Here is a 25660-nt window from a genome sequence, read left to right as displayed (position 1 = left end):
CGTCTACCCCTTCACCCCGTCGGCCAGGGCGACCAGCTTGTCGAACTCGTCGCCGTAACCGGCCTGGTCGGTACGGGCAAGGCCACCGACCTCCACCTTCACCCTGCCGACATCTCCAACGTTACGGGTCGGGTCCGACAGCGGGCCCGCTCGCATCGATGCAGTCTCGTCGGATCGCGGCGTGACCGCCCCGTGCGTACCGGCGGCATCATCGGACGCGCCGCCCGCCGACGCGCTCCCCGGACCACCGCTGATGCGATACCAGACGCGGCGGCGCTTGATCGTCAGGGACGTCATCAACCCGATCAGCAGGGTGATCGCGAAGATCAGGGCCCACCCCTGCGCCGGGTCGTAGGAGGTCTGCAGGGACACCCACTGCTTGTAGCCGGAGAACGTGATCTTGGTGCCGTCATCCAGCGACATCGACTCCCCCGGGGCGAGATTGGCCCGGTTGAGCTTGACCAGCTTGCCGTTGGCCACCTGGTTCTGGTCGATCGAGAAGATCGACTGCGCCTGCCCGGTCTCCAGTCCCATGTCGCCGCGGTAGATCTGGATGGCCACACCCGGCTGGTCCGGAGCCGGGAAGCTCGACGTCATGATCCCGCCCGAGATGGAGGCGCTGGGGGCGAAGATGCCGACGATGGCGAGCTGGTGCTTGAGCACCGCGGCCCCGGTGTAGCCGGGCGGATCCAGGATCTTGGCGGTGCCCTGCGAGGTGAACGCCGAGTCCTGGGGCTGGAAGGGCGTCGTCGCCGTGCGGGTCTGGCCGCCCGGATAGGTCACCGTGAACGTCGGCGCATACCCGTGCCCGAGGAGGTACAGGCGCTGTCCGCCCGGAATGCGCAACGGGTCGTTGACCTCGAGAGCGCGGGTGCTCCAGGTGTTGCTCGTCAGCTGCGCACCGGTCTGGTACCGGATGGAGGCGACGAAGGTGCTGGCCTGACCCGCGTCGGTATAGGTGGCGGCGAACTTGTCGACGTTGATGCAGAACGGGGTCAGGCCGGTCCCGTCGACCACCAGACCTGGTCGGAAGTTGTCGTAGTTGGACGGTGTGGAGGAGCAGAACGCAGAGGACGCTCCGTCGTCGGCGGTGACGATGACCGAACCCTCGTAGCCGAACAGCTTGCCCACCGCGATGGCCACGAGCAGACCGAGCAGGGAGAAGTGGAAGACCAGGTTGCCGATCTCCCGGATGAATCCCCTCTCCGCCGAGATCGTGATGGTCCCGCCGGACTCGACCCGCTGCACCTTTCGCCATCCACGTAGACCGGCGCTCACGCGCGCCGCCACCGCGACCGCGTCGCCGGCCGCGGTGACCGACGCCGAATGCGGCATCCGCGCCAGGTTGCGCGGCGTGGCCACCGGCTTCATCCGGATCTGACCGACGAAATCCCAGGTCCGGGGCAGCAGACAACCCACCAGCGAGGTGAACAGCAGCAGGTAGATGGCTGCGTACCAGGGTGAGGCGAAGACCTGGAAGAAGCCCAGTCGGTTGAGCAGGGTGCCCCAGGACCCGTGGTCGACGATGTACTGCGCGGTCTTGGAGGTATTCAGCGCCCACTGCGGCAGCAGAGCGCCGGGGAGCGAGGCGAGCGCCAGCATGAACAGCAGGACGAGAGCGGTGCGCATGCTCGTCAGCTGCCGCCAGATGTTCCGCAGGAAGGCGAGGGTTCCGCGGATCGGTCCCTGCCCCGGCCGAACCGGTCGCGGTGCGGGCGGTTCCACGACGTCGGGCGCCAGACCCCCGGTCAGGTGGGTGGCATCGCGGGTGACCATCTAGAGCACCGTCCCGGAATTGACGAAATGGATCTGCAGCCAGGCGATGAACTGACCCCAGAGGCCCGTCACCATGGCCAGGCCGACCAGCACCAGCATGGCCGCGCCGACGACCTGGATGGTCCGCGAATGCCGCCGGAGGAGCTTCATCCCGGTGCTGGCCCAGCCGAAACCGAAGGCCAGCAACAGGAATGGCACACCGAGCCCCGCACAGTAGAAGAGCACCAGGAAGATCCCGCGCCAGGCAGAACCGTTCCAGTCGGTGGCCACCGACAGGGAGATGACACCGGCCAGCGTCGGGCCGATGCAGACCGTCCAACCGAGACCGAAGAAGCCCCCCAGCAGGAGCGCACCGAACACGCGACCGGTCGGTCGGGCATGGATGCGCTTCTCGGACTGCATCGGGCGGATCAGGCCGAGCATGGCCAGGCCCATCAGGATCGTCACCACCCCGCCGACCCGCATCAGCACGTCCGTGTTGGCGGCCAGGGTGTGGGCGACACCCAGCACCAGGCTCTGTTCGGCCAGGAACACCAAGGTGAACCCGATGACGAACAGCGAGGCAGCGCCGACCACCCGGCTCCGCACCCGCACGCGGACCTTGGTCGTGCCGGACCCGGCGGTTTGCGTGGAAGAACCCTCAGCGCCGACCAGTCCGACCAGGTACGACAGGTAACCGGGCACCAACGGGATGACGCAGGGCGAGGCGAACGACACCGCTCCGGCGGCCATCGCGAGACCGGCGGCGACCACGAAAGGTCCGTCGATCACCGTCTGGGTCGGGCCGGCCACCGCGGCGAGCGCCGTCGTCACTGTGCCCCCTTCTCGGCCACCAAGGCGGGCAGGACGAGGTTCAGGTCGCCCTGCGTGATCTCGCGCAGCCAGATCTGCGCGACCCGGCCCTGCCGGTCGAGCACCAGCGTCACCGGCAGCGAGCCGGTCGGCAGTCCCCGCACCGACAGCATGGTGCGCATCCCCGGATCGAAGATGGAGGGATAGGTGATCTGCTTGCCGGCGGTGAAGCCGAGCGCGCCGGACATCGTGTCCTTGACGTCGACGCCGACGAACTGCACGCCACCGGCCTGGTACCTGACCGACGACGCCTGGAGGCCGGGGGCCTCGTCGCGGCACGGGGCGCACCAGGAGCCCCAGAAGTTGAGCACCACGACCTTGCCCTTGTACGACGCCACGTCGACCGTCCTCCGGCCCGTCAGGTCGGAGCCGGACAGGGCGCCGATCTCCTTGCGATCGGCTGCGGCGTAGGTGAACTCGGTCTTCCCGCCGGGGGAGGTGAAGGTGAATGATCCCCCGTAGACGGTGGCGTCGTTCCCGGAACTGCAGCCGGCGAGCGTCAGGACGGCCAGCATGGCCAGCCCGAGCAGGACGACCCGGCGGAACCATCCGTTGCGTCCTGCCGAACGAGGGCCGTAGCGATCACTGTGCAGGACGTCCGGGCTCATGACGCGGCCCCCGGCTGCGCCACATCGATGTCATCGACGGCTGCGATGTGAGCCACCGGCTCCGAATACGTCAACCCGGTGAAGACACCGTCCTCGAAGTCGAGTGCGGTCAGCGAGGCGACACTGCATTCCCGGTTCGTCGGGTTGTGCCAGAGCCGCCGGCCCTCCAGGTAGCGCCGCACCGTGACGATCGGCAGCTGGTGCGACACGATCAGCGCCTGGTGCCCGTCGGCCGCTTCGACCGCCGCGTAGATCGCGCCCAGCATCCGGTGGGCGATCTGCAGGTACGGCTCGCCCCAGGACGGCAGGAACGGATTGCGTAGTTTGACCCAGTGGCGGGGGTGACGGAGGACGCCGTCGCCGACCGCGACCTTCATGCCCTCGAACTCGTTGCCGGCCTCGATCACGCGGTCATCCGTGACGATCCCGATCCCCTTGGCCGCGGCCAGCGGGGTAGCGGTTTCCTGCGCTCTGATCAGGGACGATGCGGCAACGTAGGTGATGTCGGCCGGCTCGAGGTGGGCAGCGACACCGTCCGCCATCGCACGTCCGGAGGCGGCCAGCCGATAGCCGGGCAGGCGGCCGTACAGAATTCCGGACGGGTTGTGCACCTTGCCGTGACGGAGCAGATGAACGATGGTGCGACTCATCGGCCGCACCCCGCAACAGAGGTCGATACGGGCGGGGTGAGCACGCAAAACGAACCGGTTGGCCGGCACTGGCAGATCGAAGGCAGACGCACTACTCCAGTGTCCCAGGTGATCGGTGGGTCCTGGTGAGGACCAAGGTCCCGGCCAGCGAAGATCACAGCTGATGGCGGGTGGCGCCCGGGCCGACCGACAAGTCGTGGGGCGGGAAGCAGGTCGAGTCAGGCGCGACGGCGCGCTCGTTGCCACCGGACGCGGCGGAAGAGATCGACGGTGACGGAGGTGAAACACAGTCCGGCCAGTAGCGCCGCGCCGGCCGCCCCGGCAATCCACGGGGCCGAGTAGCGGGTGATCACCGTGGAGGTGGTACCGCTCAGGAACGCCGGGAAGTGATCGGGCCGCACCCCATGACGAAACAGCAGCACCGCTGCGACCACCAGGACGATGGTGGCCACGGCTGCGACGATCGTCCGGATCAGCAGCACCGACGACACGTCACCGGCAGCGCGGCCCGCCGCGGCCACCGAGAGGGGGGCGTCCACCGCCATCTGCGGCACGGTGTCGAGATTCTGCTGCTCGGTCAACCTTCGTCCCGTCCGTCCGGACGGGGTTCCGGCCCGTCACTTCCCTGATCGATGCTCGTGCGTCTCCGAAGATCGGCTCAGTGCTGCTTGCCGCGCAGGTTGACCAGCGCGAAGAACACCGAGTTCCGCCCGATGTACGTCATCACCACCGCGATCGCCAGGACCAGTGTGCCCAGCAGGGTGATCGGCGTCGAGAGCTTGGCCAGGGCCGCGGCCAGCAGCAGGATGACGCCACCGAACACCAGGACCCGTTTGGCCCATCTCGCACCCTGTTTCAGGAACCATCCTGCCGCCGCGAACAGCACGCCGATGATCGCGAAGATGACGCCGAACACGTGCTGGGTGGTTCTGAACCCGTCGAGGTCGGACTGGGTCGGCTGCGCACCGGAATGGCAGACGGCCGCGGAAGAGGTCAACGAGGTCGCCACCGTCGAGGTCTGAAGAGTCGTTCCGTATCCGCCGAATGTCGTGGTGCAGTTGTTGAGACCGATCTGGTTCTGGTTGACCGCGTAGGTCAGTGCGGCCTCGGTCTGCGCGTAGCCGACGATGCCGGCGAAGATGAAGATCGCGCCGGCGATGATGGCCAGCACCGACGCGATGGTGACACCGCGCGGGCGGACGATCGGCTGGCCGTCGTCCACCGGGAGCACGGGCACGGCGGCTGACTGAAGTCTGGCCAGGAAGCCGCTCTTCTTCGGGCGGGAGCCGGGTGAGGTCATGGGATGAACTTACCGGGCGCGGCCGGATGATCGGGACGGTCCGAACCTGTCCCCCGCTGCTTGCGTTTCCCGCGTTGACCGAACGGCTCGCACGCGCACAGCAGCCCGCGAAGACAGGAATGCCCGTCCGGGCCGATTTTCGGGTCCGAACAGGCACGCCTGTCTGCACCGGGCGTTCTCATCTGCGCCGGGGTCAGCGGCGGCGGGGGGAACGGCGGGGGGGAGGGAGAGCGCCCTCGGCCCGCAGCCGGGTGGCATGACCGACGAGCGCTTCGACCAGGGCGGCGATGTCAGCGACCTCGGGCTGCACGTCCACGCGGAGGCCGAACTCCCTGGCCGTCTCGGCCGTCTTCGGACCGAGGCAGGCGACGATCGATCGTGCATGGGGCTTGCCGGCGATGCCGACCAGGTTCCGGACGGTCGACGACGAGGTGAAGCACACCGCGTCGAACCCGCCGGCCTTGATCGCCTCTCGGATCGGGGCAGCGGGTGGGGCGGCCCGGACGGTGCGGTAGGCGGTGACGTCGTCGATCTCCCAGCCGCGCTCGCGCAGGCCCTCGGCGAGGGTCTCGGTCGCGATGTCCGCGCGCGGCAGCAGCACGCGGTCGACCGGATCCAGGATGTCGTCGAACTCCGGGAAGTCATCGAGCAGGCCGACCGAGAACTCCGGGTGTCCGGACACCAGTTCCGGGTTGATGCCGAGCGCACGCACGGCATCGCCGGTGGCGTTGTCCACACAAGCGATCTTGACGCCGGCGAAGGCCCGCGCATCGAGGCCGAACTCGGTGAACTTCTCCCAGACCGCACGGACCGAGTTGATCGAGGTGAAGACCACCCACTGGTAGCGCCCGTCCACCAGACCCTTGACGGCGCGCTCCATCTGGGCCGGGGTGCGCGGTGGCTCGACCGCGATCGTCGGCACCCGCTCGGGGATCGCGCCGTGCGAGCGGAGCAGTTCTACCATCAGGTTGCTGGCGTCACGGGTCTGGGGGATCAGCACCCGCCAGCCGTACAGCGCCCGTGATTCCCACCAGGAGAGCTTGGACCGTTGGGCCGCACCGGCTCCGACCGCCACCACCAGCGGCCCGGTCAGATCCCGACCCATCCCGTCGAGCGTGGCCAGCGTGCCGTCCAGCGTCCGTTGGGTCGGCAGCGAGGCGAAGGCGGTGATGGACGTCGGCGTCTCGGCCGCGAACCCGGACTCGGCCAGGGAGGCCGCGGTCTCGGCCAGATGGCCGCCGGTCGCCTGCAGCAGCAACGTGCCGGGAGCCGCGGCCAGACGGGACCAGTCCGAAGTGGACCTGACGTCCGCGATGGTGTGCACGGACCCGACGGCGATCCCGGCATAGGAAGCAGCGGCAGCGGCCGTCGAGATGCCGGGGACGATGTCGAAGGGCACCGCCGTGCGGGCCACCGCCTGCAGTTCCTTGACCACGGAGTCGGCGGTCAGCACGTCACCGGCCACCAGTCGGACGACGGCCTGGCCGTTCTTGGCCGCGGCCAGCAGTACCTTGGCCACCTCGGCCGCCTCGCCGACGGCCGGGTGGATCTCGGCCCCCACCGCCAGCGCGACCACCTCGGCCGGCACGTCAGGGTCGGTGACCAGCAGGGCTGCCCCTGCGAGCGCCTCGACCGAACGCACCGTCAGGAGGCCGGGATCCCCCGGACCTGCCCCGACGAAGATGATGCGGCCGCCTGTCCTTCGTGCGCGGGTCATGACCTGCTCCTTGCCTGACTTGCGTCGATAAGCGCCGACCGTGGCCGACCGAGGTGCGTGTCTGTCGCCACGTCCGGAACGGACCCGGCGACAGCTGTGATGGAACACCTATCACCCGCAGAAGAACGGGAACAAACAGTGGGAAAACGCTGGATGACGCGGCGGGCGCCCGGGTTCGCCGGACGGCCGGTGGTCACAGGACCGCCCCGCCCACGCGTGAGGTCTCGTGGAACGCCAACATCTGCAGCTCCAGGGAGAGGTCGACGCGCCGCACCTCGACACCCTCCGGCACGGTGACCAGACCGGGGGCGAAATTGAGGATCGAGTGGATCCCGGCCTCGACCAGGGCGTCTGCGACGTGCTGGGCGACCGACTCCGGGGTGGCGATCAGGCCGATGGTGATCGACTCGGCCGCGCAGACCTGGGTGGCCTCCGACAGATGACGGACCTGCACGCCGCTCACCGAGCGGCCGATCTTGTCGTCGTCGACGTCGAAGAGGGCGGCGATGTCGAATCCACGACCGCCGAAGCCGGCGTAACCGGCCAGCGCCTGACCCAGATTGCCGATCCCGACCAACGCCACCCGGAAGTGGTGGTGCGCCCCCAGGACCCGGCGGATCTCGTCGATGAGTTTCGCCACGTCGTAGCCCACGCCGCGAACACCATGACTTCCGAGGAAGGATAGGTCCCGGCGAAGCCCGGCCGGGTTGACGCCTGCAGCCGCGGCCAGCTCGGCCGACGAGACGATTCCGTGCTCGACCTGCTGCTGGAGGCGGTGCGCATGCGGGTCGGTCAGCACCCGCAGGTAGACCGCGAGCCTGCCGACCGTGGCTTCCGGGATCGCTCGCGGGCGGGGAGCCCGCGGCGCCTCGTCCGGGGAGGCAGCAGCGAGCGCGGCGGAGCCTGACCCGTTCGGATCACCGCCGGCCTGCCCTGTCATGAGTTCCACCCGATTGACATCTGGAGCATCGGGGTGATACCCCGCCGCTGCTGGGGCGGCGACCGTGTGATAGGCCGCCGTGTCAGCAACACTAGCCAGACGAAAGACCAGGAACCAATTCCGCTGCGTCGGGCTGTCCCACATGGCGGGATCCGCCACCCATTCGGGTCAAGCTCGGCGTCGGATCGAGCGGACGGGTCGCTTCGAGGTGGCGGGTCGACACCCGAGTCGTGCTCAGGCCCGCAGAGCGCGCTCGAGCTTGGCCGCGTCAACGGTGAAGTAGGCGTGCTGGACGCCGTCGATCAACACCACCGGGACCATGTCCCCGTATTCGCCGCGGAGTTCCGGGTCGCCGTCCACGTCGATCTCCTGCACCTGGGTGTCGGTACCCGCCGTCGCCGAGCTCACCGCGATCCGCGCGTCCTCGCACAGATGGCAACCCGGGCGGGTCAGCAACGTCAGCCTCTTCACGAGCGGCCGTCGTCTCCGGTGGCCCGCACCTGTCGCCGGCCCAGGCAGATGGTCCGCTTCACGAGCGGCCGTCGTCTCCGGCGGCCGCTACCCGGGCGGCCCGCGTGATCTTGTTCAGCGACCTGGCGATCACCAATCGCTGGATCTGGTTGGTGCCCTCGACGATCTGCAGCAACTTCGCCTCACGCATGTAACGCTCCACCGGATAGTCCTCGACGTAACCGGCGCCGCCGAGGACCTGGACCATATCGGTGGTGACGACCATCGCCATGTCGGTGGCGATCAGCTTGGCCATCGCAGCCTCGGTCGAGAACGTCTTGCCCGCGTCCTTGCGGCGGGCCGCGTACAGGTACAGCTGACGCGCCGCCGCGATCTTCGACGCGGCATCGGCCAACAGGAACGAGACACCCTGGAAATCGCTGATCAGGCTGCCGAAGGCCCGACGACTCCTGGCGTACTCGGCGGCCACGTCGAGCGACGCCTGCGCGAGCCCGACCGCGCAGGCCGCGATGCCGAGACGGCCGGAATCCAACGCGGACATCGCGATCGCGAAGCCCTTGCCTTCTGCGCCGAGCCTGCGTTCGGCCGACACGCGGGCGTTCTCGAAACGCACCGAACTGGTCACCGACGACTTGACGCCCATCTTCTTCTCGATCGCGCCGGCCGAGACCCCCGGAGTCCCACCGGCGACGAGGAACGAGCTGATCCCCCGCGGGCCGGGCTCCCCCGTCCGGGCCATCAGGAGATAGAAGTCGGCGACCGGTCCGTGCGTGATCCAGGCCTTCTCCCCGTTGATGACGTAGTCGTCGCCGTCGCGGGCAGCACCGGTGATCATCGCGCCGGGATCGGATCCACCCTGGGGTTCCGAGAGGCAGTAGGCCCCGAGCATCCGTCCGCCGAGCAGTTCCGGCAGCCACTTGTCCTTCTGCGCATCACTTCCGTAGTTCACCAGGCCATGGCAGGCCAGGACGTGAACGCTCACCCCCATGGCGACCCCGAGCCAGGCCCTGGCCAGCTCCTCGACCACCTGCAGGTAGACCACCGCGGGTTGATCACCGCCACCGAATTCCTGCGGGTAGGGCAACGACATCAGGCCGGCCTCGCCCAACGTCGTGAACACCTTGCGGGGAAAGGCGCCATCGGACTCCGCGGCGTTGACCTGCGGGAGCAACTCGCCACGCACCAGATCTCTGGTCAGCGCGAGCAGGTCCGCCGCCTCCTCGGACGGTAGTTCCCGTTCCAGGACCGCCGGTGCCAGGGGGATCACCATGGCCTGGTTCCACCTCTCGTTCTCGATTCGGTACAGCCCTGCACACCGGGCACTGCTCTAGAAGAGGTCGTCGTCGGTGTCCTGGTCGCCTCGCCGGTCCCGTTCGCCGGTCCCCGGGAGTCTGGTGCCCAGCTGATCGAGCCCGGCCGCGGGTTCGGGCCTGATGACGGCGGGCTCGCCGGCACCTTCCGGGCGGTCACCGGACCCGGCCTGCTGCTCCAGGTCAGACGCACCAGCTCTGACCCCCGCCCCGACGACATCGACACCAACCCCGGCACCGGCACCGGGCGATGCAGCGGGTCCGCCCGCTCCGACATCATCAGCCGTCAGTGGCTCGGAGGCACGGTACAGCGCACGGACCGCATCGCGGTCGATCCGTCCGATCTCGTTGCGGGGCAGGCGATCGACCAGGTGGAAAGTCCGCGGTCGCTTGAATACCGGCAGGCGGGCGGCGACGAATTCATCCAGATCGGCACTGGTCGGGTGAGTGCCCCACATCGGCACCAGGACGGCGGCGAACGCATCACCGGCGCGGCCCGGCACGCCGATCACGGCCGCATCGCGCACGTACGGGTGCCGCATCAGGACACCCTCGATCTCCCGCGGGTAGACGGTGAAGCCGGCGACCCGGATGGTCTCGGTGGCCCGGTCCACCAGGTGCAGCTCGCCGACGTCGTCCAGATAGCCGAGATCGCCGGTGGCGAACCAGCCCTCGTCGTCGACCCCGTCCGCGCCGTCGGGCCAGTAACCGGAGAACAGGGTGGGCCCGCTGATCTGGATGCGTCCCACCTCGCCGGCCGCGCCCGCATCGGCGCCCAGGGCCTCCGAGTCGGTGCTGCCCGGGTCCTCCGCCCCGACGTCCGCGTACAGGTCGACGCCGTCGTCACCGACGATCCGGACCTTCAGCCCCGAGAGCGGCAACCCGACGGACCCGGGCCGGGAGGCATTCGTCATCAGGCTCGTCGAGACGACCGACGCGGACTCGGAGATGCCGTAGCCCTCCCACACCGCCTGGCCGGTCATGGCCCTCATCGCGACGGAGTCCTCCGCGTTCAGCGGAGCCGCACCGGAGGTCATCAGCCTGACGGAGGCCATCGCGCGTTCGACACCGGACGCGGTCCGCAGCCGGCGGTAGAGGCTGGGCGCGCCGGGAACGATGGTCACCCTGCGCTGCCGAACCGCGGTCAGGACCGTGTCCAGCCAGGTTCTGCCGTCGGTGGGGGCATCCGGGATGACGGCAGCACCGCCGACCACCGCCAACGGGAGGAAGGCGGTGACCCAGCCGGCCAGGTGGTAGGCGGGCAGCACCAGGACGGCCCGGTCCTCGGCGCGAAGGGCCAGCCGCGGCGTGGCGGCGATGGAACCCACCGCGGCGACGATCGCACGGTGGGACACCATGACCGGCCGATCGCTGCTGGCGGCGCGCGCCAGCACGGCGATGTCCTCGGGGTCGATGGGGACGTCCGTCGGGGTCGCGTCGGTGTGCCACCAGCCGGCCACCTCGGCGGGCCGGATCAGCACGTCGACGGGGATGTCCGACTGACCGGCGATGGCGCCTTCGGCTGCGACCTTGTGGACGATGTCCGTCAGATCGACGCGATTCGGTCCGATCGGTACGGCGACGAGCCCGGCCCTGGCCACCGCGAAGAGCGCGGCGATGATGTCCGGCCCCATCTCCAGGGAGACGACGACGCGACTACCGGGCACCAGTCGGCGACCGGCCAGCGCCGCGGCACCGGCATCGGCCGCCCGGTCGAGCTCCGCCCAGGTGCGCGAGGCCTCCGAGGAGATCAGCGCCGGTCGGTCGCCGAACCGGCGGCCCGCAGCTCTCAGCAGCCCGGACACGTCGGCCGCCCGGACGGCGGATCCGTCTGCCGGGCGGCCTTCGGTCGTTCCTGACGTCATCACACCTCGATGCCTGGCGGGGAGTTCTCACGAGCACTTGCGCCCGACGATAGCCGCTGCCACCGACCGGCCGACCTCGACGGTGTCGCTCGGCGTCAGGGTCCGCTGGTTAGTCTGAACCGACGATCCGCCATCGGAAGGGAGGTCGCCAGGTGAGAATTGCTCGGCCCGGTCGGAGCCGCGAGGCTGCCGCACGTGCGCAGCTGGCCGGCGAGGCCTCCGCCGAGGCCGCCTACCAGGCAGAACACGCCCCCGACGAGACCGGGACGACGCCGAAGATCCTGCCTGGTGCCGACCTCACCGCCGCCGCGTTCTTCGACTGCGACAACACGATGATGCAGGGTGCATCCGTCTTCCACTTCGCGCGCGGGCTGGCGGCCCGGAAGTTCTTCACCACCGGTGACCTGATGAGGTTCGCCGTGCGCCAGGTCAAGTTCCGGATCGGCGGCGAGGACATGAACGACGCGTCCGACGCCCGTGAGGAGGCGCTCTCGTTCGTCGCGGGCCGGAGCGTCGCGCAGATCGTCTCGCTGGGCGAGGAGATCTACGACGAACTGATGGCCGACAAGATCTACCCCGGCACGCTGGAACTGGCACGACGCCATCTGGAGGCCGGGCAGCGGGTCTGGCTCGTCACGGCGACCCCCGTCGAACTGGCCCAGATCATCGGACGTCGGCTCGGGCTCACCGGCGCGATGGGAACGGTGGCCGCGACCGAGGACGGTGTGTACACCGGCCGGTTGGTCGGCGAGTTGCTGCACGGCAAGGCCAAGGCGGCGGCGGTGCGGGCACTGGCTGCCCGGGAAGGTCTGGACCTGCGCCGATGCACGGCCTACTCGGACTCGGTGAACGACATGCCGATGCTCTCCGTGGTCGGGACGGCCGTCGCGGTGAACCCGGACGGCCAGCTCCGCGACATCGCCAGACGGCGCCACTGGCAGATCCACGACTACCGCTCCGGCCGCAAGGCGGCCCGCATCGGCGTGCCGTCCGTACTCGGGGCCGGCGCGATCGGCGGCATGGTGGCCGCCGGGTTCGCCGTCCGCCGCAAGATGCGCTGACGCCCACTCCCGGAACGGGTCCACCCCTGGCCCGGCCCACCCCCGGCCCGCCCGATCATCGACGAGCGAGCGAACCACCCTCAGAGTGGATCCACCACCGGGCGGCCGTGGCTGAGCGCGTGGGCCGTCCAGGCGTGGCCGTCCCACCACCGGAGCTGGTGGCGGCCCATCGGATCGGGTGACCACATCGGTGGTGGAAGGACCTGCTGGGCCGGCGTCGGCGGCTCCCACGACACCGGGTGCGCGGGTGGCAGCGTCGAGACCCGTTGGGCGGACCGGGGCGGCGCCCACTGGTCTGCCGGGAGGCGGGGCTGTTCGGCCGTCTCGTCCGCCATCGGCCATGGCACCGCCTCCGAGGCCATCCCCGCAGGTGGCAGGGCCGGTGTGGCGTGCGGGAGAGGGCGCTGGATCGGTTCGTCCCACAGATCCTTCGTGGACCCGAGCGCGCGGAACTCGAACTTGCAACGGTCGCAGGACCGCAGCACCGAGTCGTTGCGTTGGTCACCGCACTTCGGGCAGAAGGTGATGAGCGAACTTTCCGCGTGCAGACCCTGGCAGCGTGGGCAGACGAACTCCAGGTCCAGCTGATTGAGCTGGGCCAGCCGCCCGATCAGGACGAACGGGCTGACCCCGCCGGTGGAGATGACGGCACCGATGCTGTTGGACAGGATGTTCGTCCGGTGACGTTTGGCCTTCAGCTTCGTGTAGTCCGGGTTGACGACCTTCGTCAGACGGCAGGTGGTGCAGACCTGCAGGGTGCGGATCGCGACCTTCTCCCTGATCCTGGCCTGCTGGGCCAGGAACTCGATCGCCGGGACGGCCGCACCGTCGAGCTCGACGGACGCGCCGGGCATCGCCGGTCCGCCCTGCAGAGCTGCTTCGAAGGCAGCGACCACCTTCCCGATCTCGGACACCAGCGGCCCGGGCATGCCGCCCGGACGCGACACCACCATGGTCCCGACGGTGACGATCCCGTACGCCTCGGCCATCTCGAAGACCGTCGAGGCCTTGGGCGTCATGACCAGCAGGGTTCCGGTCTCCCGCCAGCCCTTGCGCCGCTGGGTGGCCGGCACCCCGCCGTCGAGATAACGGTTGGCCGCTCCCGAGAACTTTGCGATCGCCTGGGAGCCGCCCGACTCCGAGGACGCGCCGATCGGCCCTCCGGTGATCTCCGGGTCGGCGAACTCGGAGGCTCCCGGGTCGGCTCGCCGGACGGCGAGATCGATGGCGCCCAGGATCTCGACGATCACGTCGCGGTAGTGCTCGACCGGACGCCGGACGGGCAGCTTCCAGTAGTCGGACACCTCGATCCACACGCTGCAGCCTGGATCTGCCGCGGTCAGCCGGATCCGCAACCTCAGCGGCAGCTTGTCCGCGCTGCGGCTGGCACCCGCGATGGCCGATCCGCGCGCGGCCTCCAGGACGGTGAGCTGGTCGATCTCGAGGGCGAAGCCGGACTCTCCGATGGCCCGCACGAGCTCGGCCCTGGCCCGGCCGATCCCGATGGTGAGGTCGCGGCGGGCCAGACCTCTGACCGCCGCCGCCGAGGGTGCCGTCATCGGCTACTACTCCGCCGCGCCCGTATCCGACGAACTCGCGTCGTACGACGAACTCGCGTCGTACGACGAGCTCGCGTCGGCCGAGGCCACATCGGCAGAGGCGTCGGCCATGGAGCTGTCGCCGGCCGCGGCATCCCAGGCCGTGTTGCTGTCGTAGGACGCGGCAGCATCGGCGTGGCTGTCGGCGGTGTCCATCGAACTCTCGGCGCTGCTCAGGTCGGCCTGGGCCGCGTCGGTGTTCCCCGCCTGCGCATCCGCGGAGGCCGAGTCCAGCGCCGACTGCGCATCGGCCGCCGCGGCGTCTGCGATGTCGCTGTGCCAGTTCGACCAATCGGCGTTCACCGCGGCCTCGTCGTAGGACGTACCGGCATCGGAGAGGTCACCGGCGGCAGCCTGGAGATCATCGCCGGCCGACGGATCGGCGGCCGTGTCGGCCAGATCCTGCGCCTGCGCCCCGGTCTCGGCGGACAGATCGGCTGCCGAGCTGTAGTCACCCACCACGTCCGAGGAACTCGACGCATCGATGTAGTCGGACCAGCCGGACACGGGTTCAGACATTTCGGGGGCTCCTGGATATGCTCAAAAGGGACGAACGGACCCATCTGACGTCAGGATAGGCGACACGGTTCCGTCCGGGACGAACGGGTCTGGCCGGCCTGCGGAATGCTGGTCCGCCGACGGATTCAGCCGAGAAACGGGTGCCCGCGCCGCAGCAGGAGGCGGTAGAGGGACTGCTGGATCGTCTCGCGGACACGGTCGGCGAGATTGAAGACCACCATCGGGTCCTCGGCCGCGCCCTCGGGCAGCTCCGACGTCTGGATCGGCTCGCCGAATTCGATCAGCCACTTGCTCGGCAGCGGAATCGCCCCGAGCGGCCCGAGGAGCGGGAACGTCGGCGTGACCGGAAAGTAGGGCAGGCCGAGCGCGCGGGCCAGCGGCTTGATGTTGGCGATCATCGGGTAGATCTCCTCGGCGCCGACGATCGCGCACGGAATGATCGGCACCCCCGTCCGAATGGCCGCGGACACGAAACCGCCCCGGCCGAAGCGCTGCAGTTTGTAGCGTTGGGAGAACGGTTTGCCGACGCCCTTGAAACCCTCCGGGAACACCGAGACCGCCTCGCCTGAGTTCAGCAGTCGCTCGGCGTCCTCGTTGCAGGCCAGGGTGTTGCCCGCCCGACGGGCCAACGGGCCCAGCACCGGGGTGTCGAAGATCAGGTCGGCGCCGAGCATCCGGACAGGGCGGTGCGCAGAGTGGTGGTCGTGCACGGCGACCGCCGTCATCACGGCATCCACCGCCACCGTGCCGGAGTGGTTGGCGACCAGCAGTGCTCCGCCGGTCCTTGGGATGTTCTCGATGTCGATGGCCTCGATCCGGAACCACTTCTCGTAGAGCAGTCGCAGCGGCGGGAGGAACAGGTGCTCGTTGAAGTCGGCGTCGTACCCGAAGTCGTCGACCTCGTACTCCCCCGTCAGCCGGCGGCGGAGGAACGCCAGCGAACCGGCCAGGCCGGCCTTCCAGCCGACCTCCGCGGTGACCGCACCCGGCGTTGGCGGGGGCGCCGGGCGGGACCGGCCCGCCGTGTCGGATCCGTCGGTGGTCATTTCTTCCTCCCTGCGGGCCGTGACGACCGTGACGGGGTCGAACGGCCGACCTCACCGTCGATGCTGAACAACCGGGGCCGGAAGGGCTCGGCGATCTCGCCCGACGTCCGTCCCGCCGCCGGCCGGGGAGTGATGTCGGGTGTGATGGTCGGGGTGGCGTCCGGACCACGGCGCACCCGGCGGACGGCCATCGGCTCGGCACGGACCCCGATCAACGACGCGACCCTCAGCTCGGCCTCACGGACCGAACGTGGGTCCAGCGCCGGCAAGAGGCGGCCGGCGAAGTCGTCGAACGCCTGGGTGGTGGAGAAGCGCGGGGTGAACCCGACCTCGTCACGCAGTCGGGTGGTGTCCAGGACCCGCCCCGCCGACAGCAGCCGGATCTGCGCGGCGGAGAACCCGGCGAACCCGCCGATGCCCATCAGCTGGAGCAGGCGCCCGACGCTCTCCAGCGCCGGGGACGGGATCGGCAGCGGCAGCCGCCCGGCCCGGTGGATGGCCTGGGCCACCGTCATGACGCCGTCGCCGGCGACGTTGACGATGCCGGCGAAGTCACCGAGCACCAGATGCTGGATGAGCGCCACCGCATCCGACTCGTGGACCAGCTGCAGCCTGGCGTCGCGTCCCGCGGAGATCGGCACGAACGGCGTCATCGAGAAGTACTTGGTCAACGGGGTCCGCACGGTGGGCCCGATGATCTCGGAGAATCGCGGAACGGCCACCCGGACGTCGGGCCGGCGGCGGCCGAAGCTGCGCACGTATCCCTCGATGTCGATGGCGTCCCGTGCCAGCCCGGTGGACGGCACCGATCGGGCCATGGTTTCCTCGGTCGCGACCGCCGGATCCCGGGACGAGCCGCCGTAGACGGCGGCCGTCGACCGGACGATCAGGTTCCGCACGTTCTCGGACCGCTGGCAGGCGGCCAGCAGCTGCATGGTGCCGAGGACGTTCATCTCCTTGGCCATCGTCCTGGCGGCCGAGCCGCTCGGCGTCGAGGAGGCAGACGCGTGCACGACGGTGTCCACGCCGGCTGCCTCGATGACCTTGGAGATCAGCGGATTGCGGATGTCGGCCCTGGCGAACTCGGCTTCGCCCATCCGCAGCCGGGCGGCGGGCTCCGGCAGGGCGGCGTCCACCCCGATCACCCGGTCGACCGCCGGATGCGCGGCGAGCAACCCGGCCAGCGAGGAACCGATGAATCTGGTGACGCCGGTGACGAGCACCGTCACACCGGTCATCGACCCGTCCGTTCCGGAGATGACGAAGCGCGCAGAACGACCGTCGCGGCGGTGAGGCCGCGGCATCGATCGTTCTGCGCGCCGGTCAACGTACTGGTGGCGACTACCCGGCCCTGGTTACTTGCCGGCCTTGCGACGGGCCACTCGGGTCTTGCGAAGCAACTTGCGGTGCTTCTTCTTCGCCATCCGCTTGCGGCGCTTCTTGATCACAGAACCCATGTGCAGACCTTCTTGCCTAGACGAGCCGACGGCTGACGCCGGCGTGGTGAAAGGAACTTGTTGACGGTGAACCGATTTCCGAGTGCGACGTGTGTCGTTCGCAGCAAGGCCTGCTCGGCTACTTCCGGTCCCGAGTCTACCGGCCGGTCAGGCTGTGTCCGGACCGCATCGAACCGGCCCACTCACGGGCCGGTTCCATGCAGGGAGGAGAACTTGATCGCTCGGTCAGCCGACGTCGTTGTACGCCGCTCTCAGGTACTCGTGGACAGCCCTCTCCGGCACCCGGAAGGATCGACCGACCCGCACGGCGGGCAACTCACCGGAGTGGACGAGTCGGTACACCGTCATGCGGGACACCCGCATGACGGCGGCAACCTCGGCCACCGTCAAGAACTTCATCTCTGCCAACGGCGAATCCCGGTGGACAGGGTCGTGTGGCTCTCCAGCCATTGGGCACCGTCTTCCAGCACGGATCGCGCCGCCGGCTTCCCCTCCGGTGGACATCACGCCCGTGCTCCCTGAACTGTAGCGGTACGGGTGGGACTAAAGCGATGGGTGACCTTTACCCGGTCTTCGGGAAATTTTCTCCGTGACACGCCGTGATCGAACTTGAGGTGTGCGTGAGACTTGGCGACCTGGGCACTCAGCCGCCGATCTGAACTCCGCTCGGGCTGATCACGTACCAGACTCCCTTGTCGCCCTGACCGGTGACATCGCCCGGCGCCTTGTCGAACGCGAAGGTGTACACCGGACGGCCGTCCACCGTCGCCTGCCTGGTCCCGTCCACCCTGGTGATGGAGCCCAGCTTCGCCGCCACCCCGGTCGCCGTCGGGGTCGCCGCCTTCGGCACCACCGCGGGCCAGGCCGTCAGGCACTGACCGGAGCAGGCGCTCTTGCCGGACCCGGCCTTGTCAGGGGTGAAGTAGTACACCGTCATCCCCTTGCCGTCGACGATGACCTTCCCGAGCTTGGTGGACGCCACCTTCAGATCGGTCGCCGCGCTCGCCGGAGCAGTGGTCCTGACGGCGGCGCCGCCGATCTGCGCGCCACTCGGGCTGATCACGTACCAGACCCCCTTGTCGCCCTGACCGGTGACATCGCCCGGCGCCTTGTCGAACGCGAAGGTGTACACCGGACGACCCTCGACCGTCACCTGCCTGGTCCCGTCCACCCTGGTGATCGAGCCCAGCTTCGCCGCCACCCCAGTCGCCACCGGGGCCGCCGCAGCAGGGACGACTGCGGGCCATGCCGTCAGGCACTGACCGGAGCAGGCGCTCTTGCCGGACCCGGCCTTGTCAGGGGTGAAGTAGTACACCGTCATCCCCTTGCCGTCGACGATGACGTTTCCGAGCTTGGTGGACGCCACCTTCAGATCGTCGGCAGCAGCCGCTGCAATCGAGACCGGCGCACTGGAGACCGGCGCACTCGGCGCGGGCGCGCTCGACGCGGGGGCGACGGCCGGCGCGCTGGAAGCGGCGCCCGGCTGGGCAGCACCGGACGTGGCGGGCGGAGCGGCAGCCGTCGTCGACGTACTGGAACAACTGCTCAGCACCAGCCCGCCGACTGCGATCAGGGCAGCCGTCATCGTCAGAAATCTCTTGCTGTTCAACGGTTTTCTCCTCGTCGTGGGCGGAAAGGATCTTCTTCCCATGGACACGACGAGGGTCGTCGAAGGGTTCAGCCGGGGTCAGTCGTGCGCCTGGCCGAGCGCAGCCGACCGCAGCGCCGCAGCCTCGATGGCAGAGAGCAGGGCGGCGCGCACACCGTGGTTCTCCAGCTCGCGGATGGCAGCGATCGTCGTGCCACCCGGCGAGGTGACGGCCTCCCGCAGGGCCACCGGATGCTCACCGGAGTCCCGCAGCATGGTGGCCGCGCCGACGGCGGACTGGATGATCAACTGCGTGGACACGTCGCGGGGCAGGCCCAGCAGGATGCCGGCATCGATCATCGCCTCGACGAGGAAGAAGAAGTAGGCCGGACCGGATCCGGACAGTGCCGTCACCGCATCCTGCTGCTTCTCGGGAACCCGCACGACCTTGCCGACGGAGGACAGCAGGTCCTCCACCAGTTGCAGATGATCAGCAGTGGCATGGGTGCCCGGCGAGATCGCGCTCATCGCCTCACCGACCAGCATCGGCGTGTTCGGCATCACCCTGACGACCGGCGTCCCGGCCGGCAGATGACGCTCGTACAGGCTCGTCGGCAGGCCGGCGGCCAGCGATACGACGAGAGTTCCCGGCGTGATCGATCCGGCCAGCGCCGTCAGCAGCGGATCGATGTCCTGCGGTTTCACGGCCACCACCAGGACGTCCGCCTCACGGGCGGCGACGTCCGTCTCGACCCCTCGGACGCCGTACCGCTGGGTCAGCTCGCTGGCGCGGGCCGGATACCGCTCGGTGAACATCAGCGAGTTGGGGGCACGGCCCGCCGCGAGCACGCCCGCCAGCAGCGCCTCACCGATCTTGCCGGCACCCAGGATGGCAATGGTCGTCATGGAAAACAACCTTGCCATGTGCCGGGGGCCGGCTGTGACCTCGGTGAGCAGGTCGGTGACCGAGGTGGTCCGGTGGCGTCAGCGGCCCAGGATCAGTGCGGTCGCCATCGCGGCCCGCCCCTCGCCACGCCCCGTCAGGCCGAGACCGTCGGTGGTGGTGCCGGCGATCGACACGGGCGCACCGATCACTGCGGTCAGCAACCGCTCGCCCTCGAGTCGTCGCGGTGCCAGCCTGGGGGTGTTGGCGATCAGCTGCACGGTGGCGTTCGCGATCGTGAAGCCGGCCGCGGTGACCCTACCGACGACCTCGGTGAGGAGAACGGCTCCGGATGCCCCGGACCAGCGCGGGTCCGAGGTCCCGAACACCGCACCGAGATCACCCAGACCGGCCGCGGACAGCAGCGCGTCGCACAGTGCATGCGCCACCACGTCCCCGTCGGAGTGACCGTCGCAACCGTCGTCATCGGGGAACAGGAGTCCGGCGACCCAGCACGGACGTCCGACCTCGATCGGGTGGACATCGAGACCGCTGCCCACCCGTGGACCGGTGCCGGGGACCATTCTTCTGGCCTCCTCGAGGTCGACCGGGGTGGTGATCTTGAAGCCGGATCGATGTCCGGGGACCAGCGTGACGGGTAGACCCGTCCGCTCGACGAGCCCGGCATCATCGGTGGCCGACAGACCTTCTGCGGCAGCGAGCGCGTGCGCTCGTCTGAGCACTTCCGGATGGAAGCCCTGCGGGGTCTGCACCACCCGCAGATTGTTGCGATCGACGACGGCCGATGGTGCGACGGAACGGATCGTATCGACCACCGGCAGAACCGGGACCACGGCGGCCGCACCACCTCGGACCGCTTCGATCACCGCGCGGATCACGTCGACCGGCACGAACGCGCGGGCTGCGTCGTGGACCAGGATCACGTCGGAGTCCGGATCTGCATGCTGCAGCGCAGCTCGGACGGAGGCCACCCGATCGGCTCCACCGACGACCACCTTGGCCACCTCGCCCAGCAGGCCGGTCGCCATCTCCAGCTCGTCGGGACCGACGGCGACGACGACCTCGTCGACGCCTGCCTCCAGGAGACGGCGAACGGCGTGGACCAGCATCGGCTCGGAACCGACCATCGCAAAAGCCTTGGGAACCCCAGCTCCGAGCCGCTCACCACGACCTGCCGCCGGCACCAGCGCCACGATGGTCATACCGGTCCCCCGGTGGTCGTGCCGGTCCTCCGCGAGTACCCGATGACAGCGATGCGCCTCTGTTCGATCTGGCGTAGCGACGTCACCGGTATCGGCCGTGGATCAGGAAGCAAGTACCTCGTCGAGGATGCCCTCGGCCTTGTCCTCGTTCGTGCCTTCGGCGAGCGCGAGCTCGGACACGAGAATCTGCCGGGCTTTGGCCAGCATCCGCTTCTCGCCGGCCGAGAGCCCGCGTTCCTTGTCGCGTCGCCAGAGATCGCGGACCACTTCGGCCACCTTGTTGACATCGCCGGAGGCCAGCTTCTCCAGGTTCGCCTTGTAGCGGCGCGACCAGTTCGTTGGCTCTTCGGTGTGCGGTGCGCGAAGCACGTCGAACACCTTGTTCAGTCCTGTCTGGTCGACCACATCACGAACGCCGACGATCTCCGCGTTCTCCGCGGGAACCTTGACCGTCAGATCGCCCTGGGCGACCTTGAGCACGAGGTAGAGTCGCTCCTCGCCCTTCACGATCCGCGTTTCGGTGGCCTGGATCAGAGCGGCCCCATGATGGGGGTAGACGACAGTTTCGCCGACCTTGAAAACCATGTGTCTGGTACCCCTTTCGATATCACCATCTTAACACGTCTTGCACGCGGCGTTCGACTCGTTGCCGCAGGTCAGGGCGCACCGATGAGCCTTGACAACCAACGCTCTGCGTGCATTGCCGGCGCCCGGGACGACGGGGCGGTCACCCGTTCCGCCGACGGTCACCGGTCCGATCGCGATCACACCGGCCGCCTTCGCCGAGGTCGGATGGGCGGCGAGAACCGTTGCGCCCGGGGGCGTTCCCCCGGGACGAGCCGAGCGCCGGCAGGCTCTGCAACGAACTCCGGAACGCGCCCGGCGCACACGGGGGCTGCGCAGCCGACTAATCTGTGGTCAGGTCGCCGGGCGACCCACCTGGTTGCCGTCCAGCACCTACGTCTTCGTCGAGAAAAAGGGGAACCGCCGTGTCCCGCACCGCCCGCCTGCCACGCCGACTGCTCGTGGCCGTGGCCACGGCTGCGGCGCTCACCCTGGCCGGGTGCTCGTCCGGTCAGATCGCGCAGACCGCCAACCAGGTCGCCGCCATCGACGGCGCGAACGGGACCGTCGGTCACATCGGTGTCCGCAATGCCCTCCTGGCGTCGCCCGACGGGTCCGACTACGCCCAGGGGGCCAGCGTGCCGATGCAGCTGTACGTGTCGAACGACGGCGTCAAGGCCGACAGGCTGACCGGTATCACCAGCCCCGCCGCCTCCTCCGTCCAGATCGGCGGCGCGACGTCCCTGCCGGCCCAGACGCTGACCGACTTCACCGGAGCCAGCGTCAAGATCACCCTCGTCGGTCTGACAAAGGCCGTGAACTACGGGCAGTCGGTCCCGGTGACGTTCAACTTCACCTCGGGGAGCCTGACGATCAACGTCCCGTTGGAGATTCCGGAGGAGCGCACCACCGGACGCCCCACCATCAACCTGCAGCCCACCGAGGCTCCGAACGTCTACAACTCGGGTGCGCCGGCCTCCGCGGGCGGCTGATCCACGCCCGAACCCGTCAGGCGTCCTCGCGTCGCCCGGCCTCTGGACGAGCGTCTCCGCCTGTCGCAGCCGGGCTGTCGGTGGGCTGAACTAGTGTTCGATGCATGTCAGGAAACTCGTCCTTCCCGCAGCGCGCAACCCCACTGAGTTCGACACCGCAGCGTGCGAGCGGGGGCGGGTCGAGTGCGTCCCGTGCTGGCGCCAAGGCTGCACGACCCGCATTCCACTGCACCGAGTGCGGGGCCTCCGTGCCCAAGTGGGCAGGCCGATGCCCGAACTGCCAGGCCTGGGGCAGCCTGTCGGAGGTCGGTGCCACCCGGACGATCCTGCGCAAGGTGACGGCCGGCCCGGTCACCGCGCCGGCGCGACCGATCGGCGAGATCGACGCCAGTCAGGTGAGCGCCCGCCCCAGCGGCGTCGCCGAACTCGACCGCGTGCTCGGTGGCGGCCTGGTGCCGGGCGGGGTGGTGCTGCTGGCCGGCGAACCGGGCGTCGGCAAGTCGACGCTGCTGCTGGCCGCTGCCCATGCCTGGGCCAGGACGCACCGCACACCCGCGCTCATCGTGACCGGCGAGGAATCGGCCGCCCAGGTCCGGATGCGGGCGGACCGGATGGGCACCATCCATCCGAACCTGTTCCTGGCCGCCGAAACCGAGATGTCCGCCGTGCTCGCCCACATCGATGCGGTCGCTCCCGGGCTGCTGATCCTGGATTCGGTCCAGACGGTCTCGATGTCGGAGGTGGACGGCTCCGCAGGTGGGGTCACCCAGGTCAGGGCGGTGGCAGCGGCGCTGACGGCCATCGCCAAGGAGCGGAGCATCGCATGCGTACTGGTCGGGCACGTCACCAAGGACGGGGCGATCGCCGGTCCACGGGTGCTCGAACACCTCGTCGACGTGGTCCTGCACTTCGAAGGGGATCGCAATTCCCCGCTCCGGCTGATCCGTGGGGTCAAGAACAGATTCGGCCCGGCCGACGAGGTCGGCTGCTTCAAGATGGTCGAGAACGGCATCGTCGGCCTGACGGATGCCTCAGGTCTGTTCCTGTCCGGCCGCAAACTGCACATTCCGGGGACCTGCTCGACCGTGACGATGCAGGGCCTGCGGCCGATCCCGGTCGAATTGCAGGCCCTGGTCGGCGCCGCTGACAGCGAGGGTCCCCCACGACGCACGCTGTCGGGCCTTGACGCTTCCCGGGCGGCCCTGGTGCTGGCCGTCCTGCATCGACTCGGCGGGGTCAACGTGGCAAAGCGCGAGGTGCTGGCCGCGACCGTCGGCGGCGTCAAGGTGGTCGAGCCGGGGGCCGACCTTCCGCTGGCGATGGCGGTCTGGTCCTCGGTGCGCGACATCCCGCTGGCACCAGGGCTGATCATGTTCGGCGAGCTGGGCCTTTCCGCCGAGATCAGGCCCGTGCAGAACATGGAGCGACGGCTGGCCGAGGCCGCGCGGCTCGGTTTTGATCACGCCGTCATCCCGGCCGGTGGGGATGTCCAGCGCCCCGCGGGGATGCGCGTCGATCGGGTGGAAGATCTCGGGGCGGCCATGCGGGCCCTCGGCAACGACGCCGGTGTCGTCCGGTGGCTCGAACGCAAGGCGAAGTGAACCGGGGCCCACCCGGTGGTATCACCAGCTCCCGATGCCGCTCATCACAGTGGTGCCTACTCCCGGCCATCTAGACTTACCAAGCCTTGATGACGACAACGGACGACTCACTCACGCGGTGGGACCGTGTCCCACCGCAGTATTCCGCGCAGAATTCCACCAAGACGGCTGACTGGGGGGTACGTGTGGTCGACGAACGGCAGGCACTCTCGGCCCAACGGGAAGTACTCGCCCGGATCGCTCCGGGCACACCGCTGCGCGAGGGTCTGGAGCGCATCCTGCGCGGCCGGACCGGGGCACTTCTCGTTCTGGGGTACAACCCGACCGTCGAGGCGATGTGCGACGGCGGCTTCCGGCTCGACGTCGAGTTCTCCCCCACCCGGCTGCGCGAGCTGTCCAAGATGGACGGCGCCGTCATCCTCAACGACGACGCGACGAAGATCCTGCGGGCCAACGTCCAGCTGATGCCCGATGCCTCGATCCCCACCGTGGAGTCGGGCACCCGGCACCGCACCGCCGAACGCGCCGGTCTCCAGACGCACCTACCGGTGATCGCCGTCAGCCACTCCATGGCGATCATCAGCCTGTACTTCGGCGGCGTCCGTCACGTGGTGGCCGAACCGTCGACGATCCTGGGTCGGGCCAACCAGGCCCTGGCCACCCTTCAGCGCTACAAGTTCCGCCTCGACGAGGTCACGGCCTCGCTCTCCGCCCTCGAGATCGAGGACTTCGCGACACTGCGCGACGCGATGACGGTCCTCCAGCGCCTCCTGATGGTGCGGCGTATCGCCGACGAGCTCACCAGCAGCGTGATCGAGCTCGGTACCGACGGGAGACTGCTGGGGCTGCAGCTCGACGAGCTGGTCAGCGGTACGGAGGAGATGCGTGAACTGCTGATCCGTGACTACCTGCCGGCCGAACACTTCGATCGCGACGTCCAGGACGTCATCGCCGGCCTGCGCCGGCTCGGCGAAACCGAGATCCTCGACCTGGCTGCGGTGGCCAGGGTGTTCGGATACCCGGCCCAGCTGGACATCCTCGACACCCCGACCAGCCCCCGGGGATACCGCCTGCTCGGGGGCATCCCACGGGTTCCGCCCGCCGTGCTGGACCGGCTGATCACCCACTTCGGCAACCTGCAGGGCCTGCTGGCCGCCACCGCCGCCGACCTCCAGCTGGTCGACGGTGTGGGCGAGAGCCGGGCCAGGATGGTTCGTGAAGGGCTGTCGCGGCTGGCGGAGTCCTCCATCGTCGACCGGTACGGCGCTCCGCTGTAGGGCCCGGTCACCCTCCGGCGCCTCTCACCCCGACGGCCGGAGTCGGTAGAGGTCGCTCGGAGTCGGTGAAGGTCGGTCACCCGATGGCGAAGACCGCCGGGGTTGCTCGCAGCGAACCGATGTCCACCCGCAATTGGTACCGACCGGCCGGAACCTGGACCCTGGCTGCCGTACATCCTGGAGAGGACGTGGCGCCGGACCACTTGATGTTGTACTGCTCGACCTGACCGGCGGCCAACGTCCGGATGTCGGTCCCCGTGCCGGGGAAGCAGTCGGAGGTGGACCAGATCCGGGCACCCGCCGCCGAGAAGACCGTGAAGACCTGCAGGCCGCCGGACAGGTCACGTGTGCAGGTCACCGCA

Annotated in this window: 26 protein-coding genes; 4 read left to right on the top strand and 22 right to left on the bottom strand. The window is 69.3% G+C overall.

Annotation, left to right across the window (positions count from 1 at the left end; translation table 11 throughout):
- Positions 1–3: 3 nt before the first annotated feature.
- The 11 genes from H7F38_RS09120 to H7F38_RS09070 all read right to left on the bottom strand — a co-directional run bounded on the left by H7F38_RS09120 (position 4) and on the right by H7F38_RS09070 (position 11489).
- On the bottom strand, positions 4–1776 hold the full coding sequence (locus H7F38_RS09120; protein WP_187093791.1) for a cytochrome c biogenesis protein ResB: 1773 nt from the start codon (positions 1774–1776) through the stop codon (positions 4–6).
- The gene (locus H7F38_RS09115) at positions 1777–2589 is read right to left on the bottom strand and encodes a cytochrome c biogenesis CcdA family protein (RefSeq protein WP_255498301.1); all 813 of its coding nucleotides are present in this window, start codon (positions 2587–2589) and stop codon (positions 1777–1779) included.
- Complete coding sequence (locus H7F38_RS09110; RefSeq protein WP_255498300.1) at positions 2586–3236, bottom strand: TlpA disulfide reductase family protein; 651 nt, start codon at positions 3234–3236, stop codon at positions 2586–2588. The genes H7F38_RS09115 and H7F38_RS09110 overlap by 4 nt, the downstream gene beginning before the upstream one ends.
- Entirely contained in the window at positions 3233–3886 is a 654-nt protein-coding gene (locus tag H7F38_RS09105; protein ID WP_187093790.1) for a histidine phosphatase family protein, read from the bottom strand. The genes H7F38_RS09110 and H7F38_RS09105 overlap by 4 nt, the downstream gene beginning before the upstream one ends.
- Positions 3887–4104: 218 nt before the next feature.
- On the bottom strand, positions 4105–4467 hold the full coding sequence (locus H7F38_RS09100; protein ID WP_187093789.1) for a hypothetical protein: 363 nt from the start codon (positions 4465–4467) through the stop codon (positions 4105–4107).
- Positions 4468–4544: 77 nt separating this feature from the next.
- On the bottom strand, positions 4545–5186 hold the full coding sequence (locus H7F38_RS09095; protein WP_187093788.1) for a hypothetical protein: 642 nt from the start codon (positions 5184–5186) through the stop codon (positions 4545–4547).
- A gap of 193 nt (positions 5187–5379) precedes the next feature.
- Positions 5380–6903: a uroporphyrinogen-III synthase gene (locus tag H7F38_RS09090; RefSeq protein WP_187093787.1), complete on the bottom strand. Its 1524-nt coding sequence runs from the start codon at positions 6901–6903 to the stop codon at positions 5380–5382.
- A 193-nt stretch (positions 6904–7096) separates the two neighbouring features.
- On the bottom strand, positions 7097–7843 hold the full coding sequence (locus tag H7F38_RS09085; RefSeq protein WP_187093786.1) for a redox-sensing transcriptional repressor Rex: 747 nt from the start codon (positions 7841–7843) through the stop codon (positions 7097–7099).
- A gap of 234 nt (positions 7844–8077) precedes the next feature.
- Entirely contained in the window at positions 8078–8314 is a 237-nt protein-coding gene (locus H7F38_RS09080; RefSeq protein WP_187093785.1) for a glutaredoxin family protein, read from the bottom strand.
- Between the two features lie 58 nt (positions 8315–8372).
- Positions 8373–9584: an acyl-CoA dehydrogenase family protein gene (locus H7F38_RS09075; RefSeq protein WP_222618558.1), complete on the bottom strand. Its 1212-nt coding sequence runs from the start codon at positions 9582–9584 to the stop codon at positions 8373–8375.
- 57 nt (positions 9585–9641) lie between these two features.
- The gene (locus tag H7F38_RS09070; RefSeq protein WP_187093784.1) at positions 9642–11489 is read right to left on the bottom strand and encodes a class I adenylate-forming enzyme family protein; all 1848 of its coding nucleotides are present in this window, start codon (positions 11487–11489) and stop codon (positions 9642–9644) included.
- Between the two features lie 152 nt (positions 11490–11641).
- On the opposite strand from H7F38_RS09070, the gene H7F38_RS09065 reads away from it, so the two are divergent.
- Positions 11642–12550, top strand: a complete 909-nt coding sequence (locus tag H7F38_RS09065; RefSeq protein WP_187093783.1) for an HAD family phosphatase — start codon at positions 11642–11644, stop codon at positions 12548–12550.
- An 80-nt stretch (positions 12551–12630) separates the two neighbouring features.
- Here H7F38_RS09065 and H7F38_RS09060 read toward each other — a convergent pair whose 3' ends face one another.
- From H7F38_RS09060 to H7F38_RS09015, 10 genes are all read right to left on the bottom strand, one after another.
- Positions 12631–14109: a DUF2510 domain-containing protein gene (locus H7F38_RS09060; RefSeq protein WP_187093782.1), complete on the bottom strand. Its 1479-nt coding sequence runs from the start codon at positions 14107–14109 to the stop codon at positions 12631–12633.
- Between the two features lie 6 nt (positions 14110–14115).
- Positions 14116–14667, bottom strand: a complete 552-nt coding sequence (locus H7F38_RS09055; RefSeq protein ID WP_187093781.1) for a hypothetical protein — start codon at positions 14665–14667, stop codon at positions 14116–14118.
- 125 nt (positions 14668–14792) lie between these two features.
- Positions 14793–15713, bottom strand: coding sequence for a lysophospholipid acyltransferase family protein (locus tag H7F38_RS09050; RefSeq protein WP_187093780.1), 921 nt, complete (start codon positions 15711–15713; stop codon positions 14793–14795).
- Entirely contained in the window at positions 15710–16951 is a 1242-nt protein-coding gene (locus tag H7F38_RS09045; RefSeq protein WP_187093779.1) for an NAD-dependent epimerase/dehydratase family protein, read from the bottom strand. Before H7F38_RS09045 ends, H7F38_RS09050 begins: the two co-directional genes overlap by 4 nt.
- 117 nt (positions 16952–17068) lie before the next feature.
- Positions 17069–17170, bottom strand: a complete 102-nt coding sequence (locus H7F38_RS09040; RefSeq protein WP_015746237.1) for a 30S ribosomal protein bS22 — start codon at positions 17168–17170, stop codon at positions 17069–17071.
- 225 nt (positions 17171–17395) lie between these two features.
- Positions 17396–17620 carry a helix-turn-helix domain-containing protein gene (locus H7F38_RS09035; RefSeq protein ID WP_187093778.1) on the bottom strand — a complete coding sequence of 75 codons (225 nt, stop codon included), beginning with the start codon at positions 17618–17620 and terminating at the stop codon, positions 17396–17398.
- Between the two features lie 193 nt (positions 17621–17813).
- Positions 17814–18779 (bottom strand): hypothetical protein, encoded by a 966-nt coding sequence (locus H7F38_RS09030; protein WP_187093777.1) that lies wholly within the window; start codon positions 18777–18779, stop codon positions 17814–17816.
- A gap of 78 nt (positions 18780–18857) precedes the next feature.
- Entirely contained in the window at positions 18858–19664 is an 807-nt protein-coding gene (gene proC / locus H7F38_RS09025) for a pyrroline-5-carboxylate reductase (protein ID WP_187093776.1), read from the bottom strand.
- A 78-nt stretch (positions 19665–19742) separates the two neighbouring features.
- Positions 19743–20864 (bottom strand): 2-C-methyl-D-erythritol 4-phosphate cytidylyltransferase, encoded by a 1122-nt coding sequence (gene ispD, locus H7F38_RS09020; protein ID WP_187093775.1) that lies wholly within the window; start codon positions 20862–20864, stop codon positions 19743–19745.
- Between the two features lie 102 nt (positions 20865–20966).
- On the bottom strand, positions 20967–21449 hold the full coding sequence (locus tag H7F38_RS09015) for a CarD family transcriptional regulator (RefSeq protein ID WP_090476199.1): 483 nt from the start codon (positions 21447–21449) through the stop codon (positions 20967–20969).
- 404 nt (positions 21450–21853) lie between these two features.
- Between H7F38_RS09015 and H7F38_RS09010 the strand changes: the two genes are divergently transcribed.
- The 3 genes from H7F38_RS09010 to disA all read left to right on the top strand — a co-directional run bounded on the left by H7F38_RS09010 (position 21854) and on the right by disA (position 25298).
- Positions 21854–22420: a copper chaperone PCu(A)C gene (locus tag H7F38_RS09010; RefSeq protein WP_187093774.1), complete on the top strand. Its 567-nt coding sequence runs from the start codon at positions 21854–21856 to the stop codon at positions 22418–22420.
- A 248-nt stretch (positions 22421–22668) separates the two neighbouring features.
- Positions 22669–24021 (top strand): DNA repair protein RadA, encoded by a 1353-nt coding sequence (radA, locus tag H7F38_RS09005; RefSeq protein ID WP_370531306.1) that lies wholly within the window; start codon positions 22669–22671, stop codon positions 24019–24021.
- Positions 24022–24110: 89 nt separating this feature from the next.
- On the top strand, positions 24111–25298 hold the full coding sequence (gene disA, locus H7F38_RS09000; RefSeq protein ID WP_187093772.1) for a DNA integrity scanning diadenylate cyclase DisA: 1188 nt from the start codon (positions 24111–24113) through the stop codon (positions 25296–25298).
- Between the two features lie 76 nt (positions 25299–25374).
- On the opposite strand, the gene H7F38_RS08995 is transcribed toward disA, so the two are convergent.
- Positions 25375–25656: a hypothetical protein gene (locus tag H7F38_RS08995; RefSeq protein ID WP_187093771.1), complete on the bottom strand. Its 282-nt coding sequence runs from the start codon at positions 25654–25656 to the stop codon at positions 25375–25377.
- Positions 25657–25660: the final 4 nt, after the last annotated feature.

This window comes from Nakamurella sp. PAMC28650, from assembly GCF_014303395.1.
Classification (GTDB): domain Bacteria; phylum Actinomycetota; class Actinomycetes; order Mycobacteriales; family Nakamurellaceae; genus Nakamurella.
The sequence above is the reverse complement of the archived record's forward strand: the minus strand, read 5'-3'. Positions and strand labels throughout refer to the sequence as shown.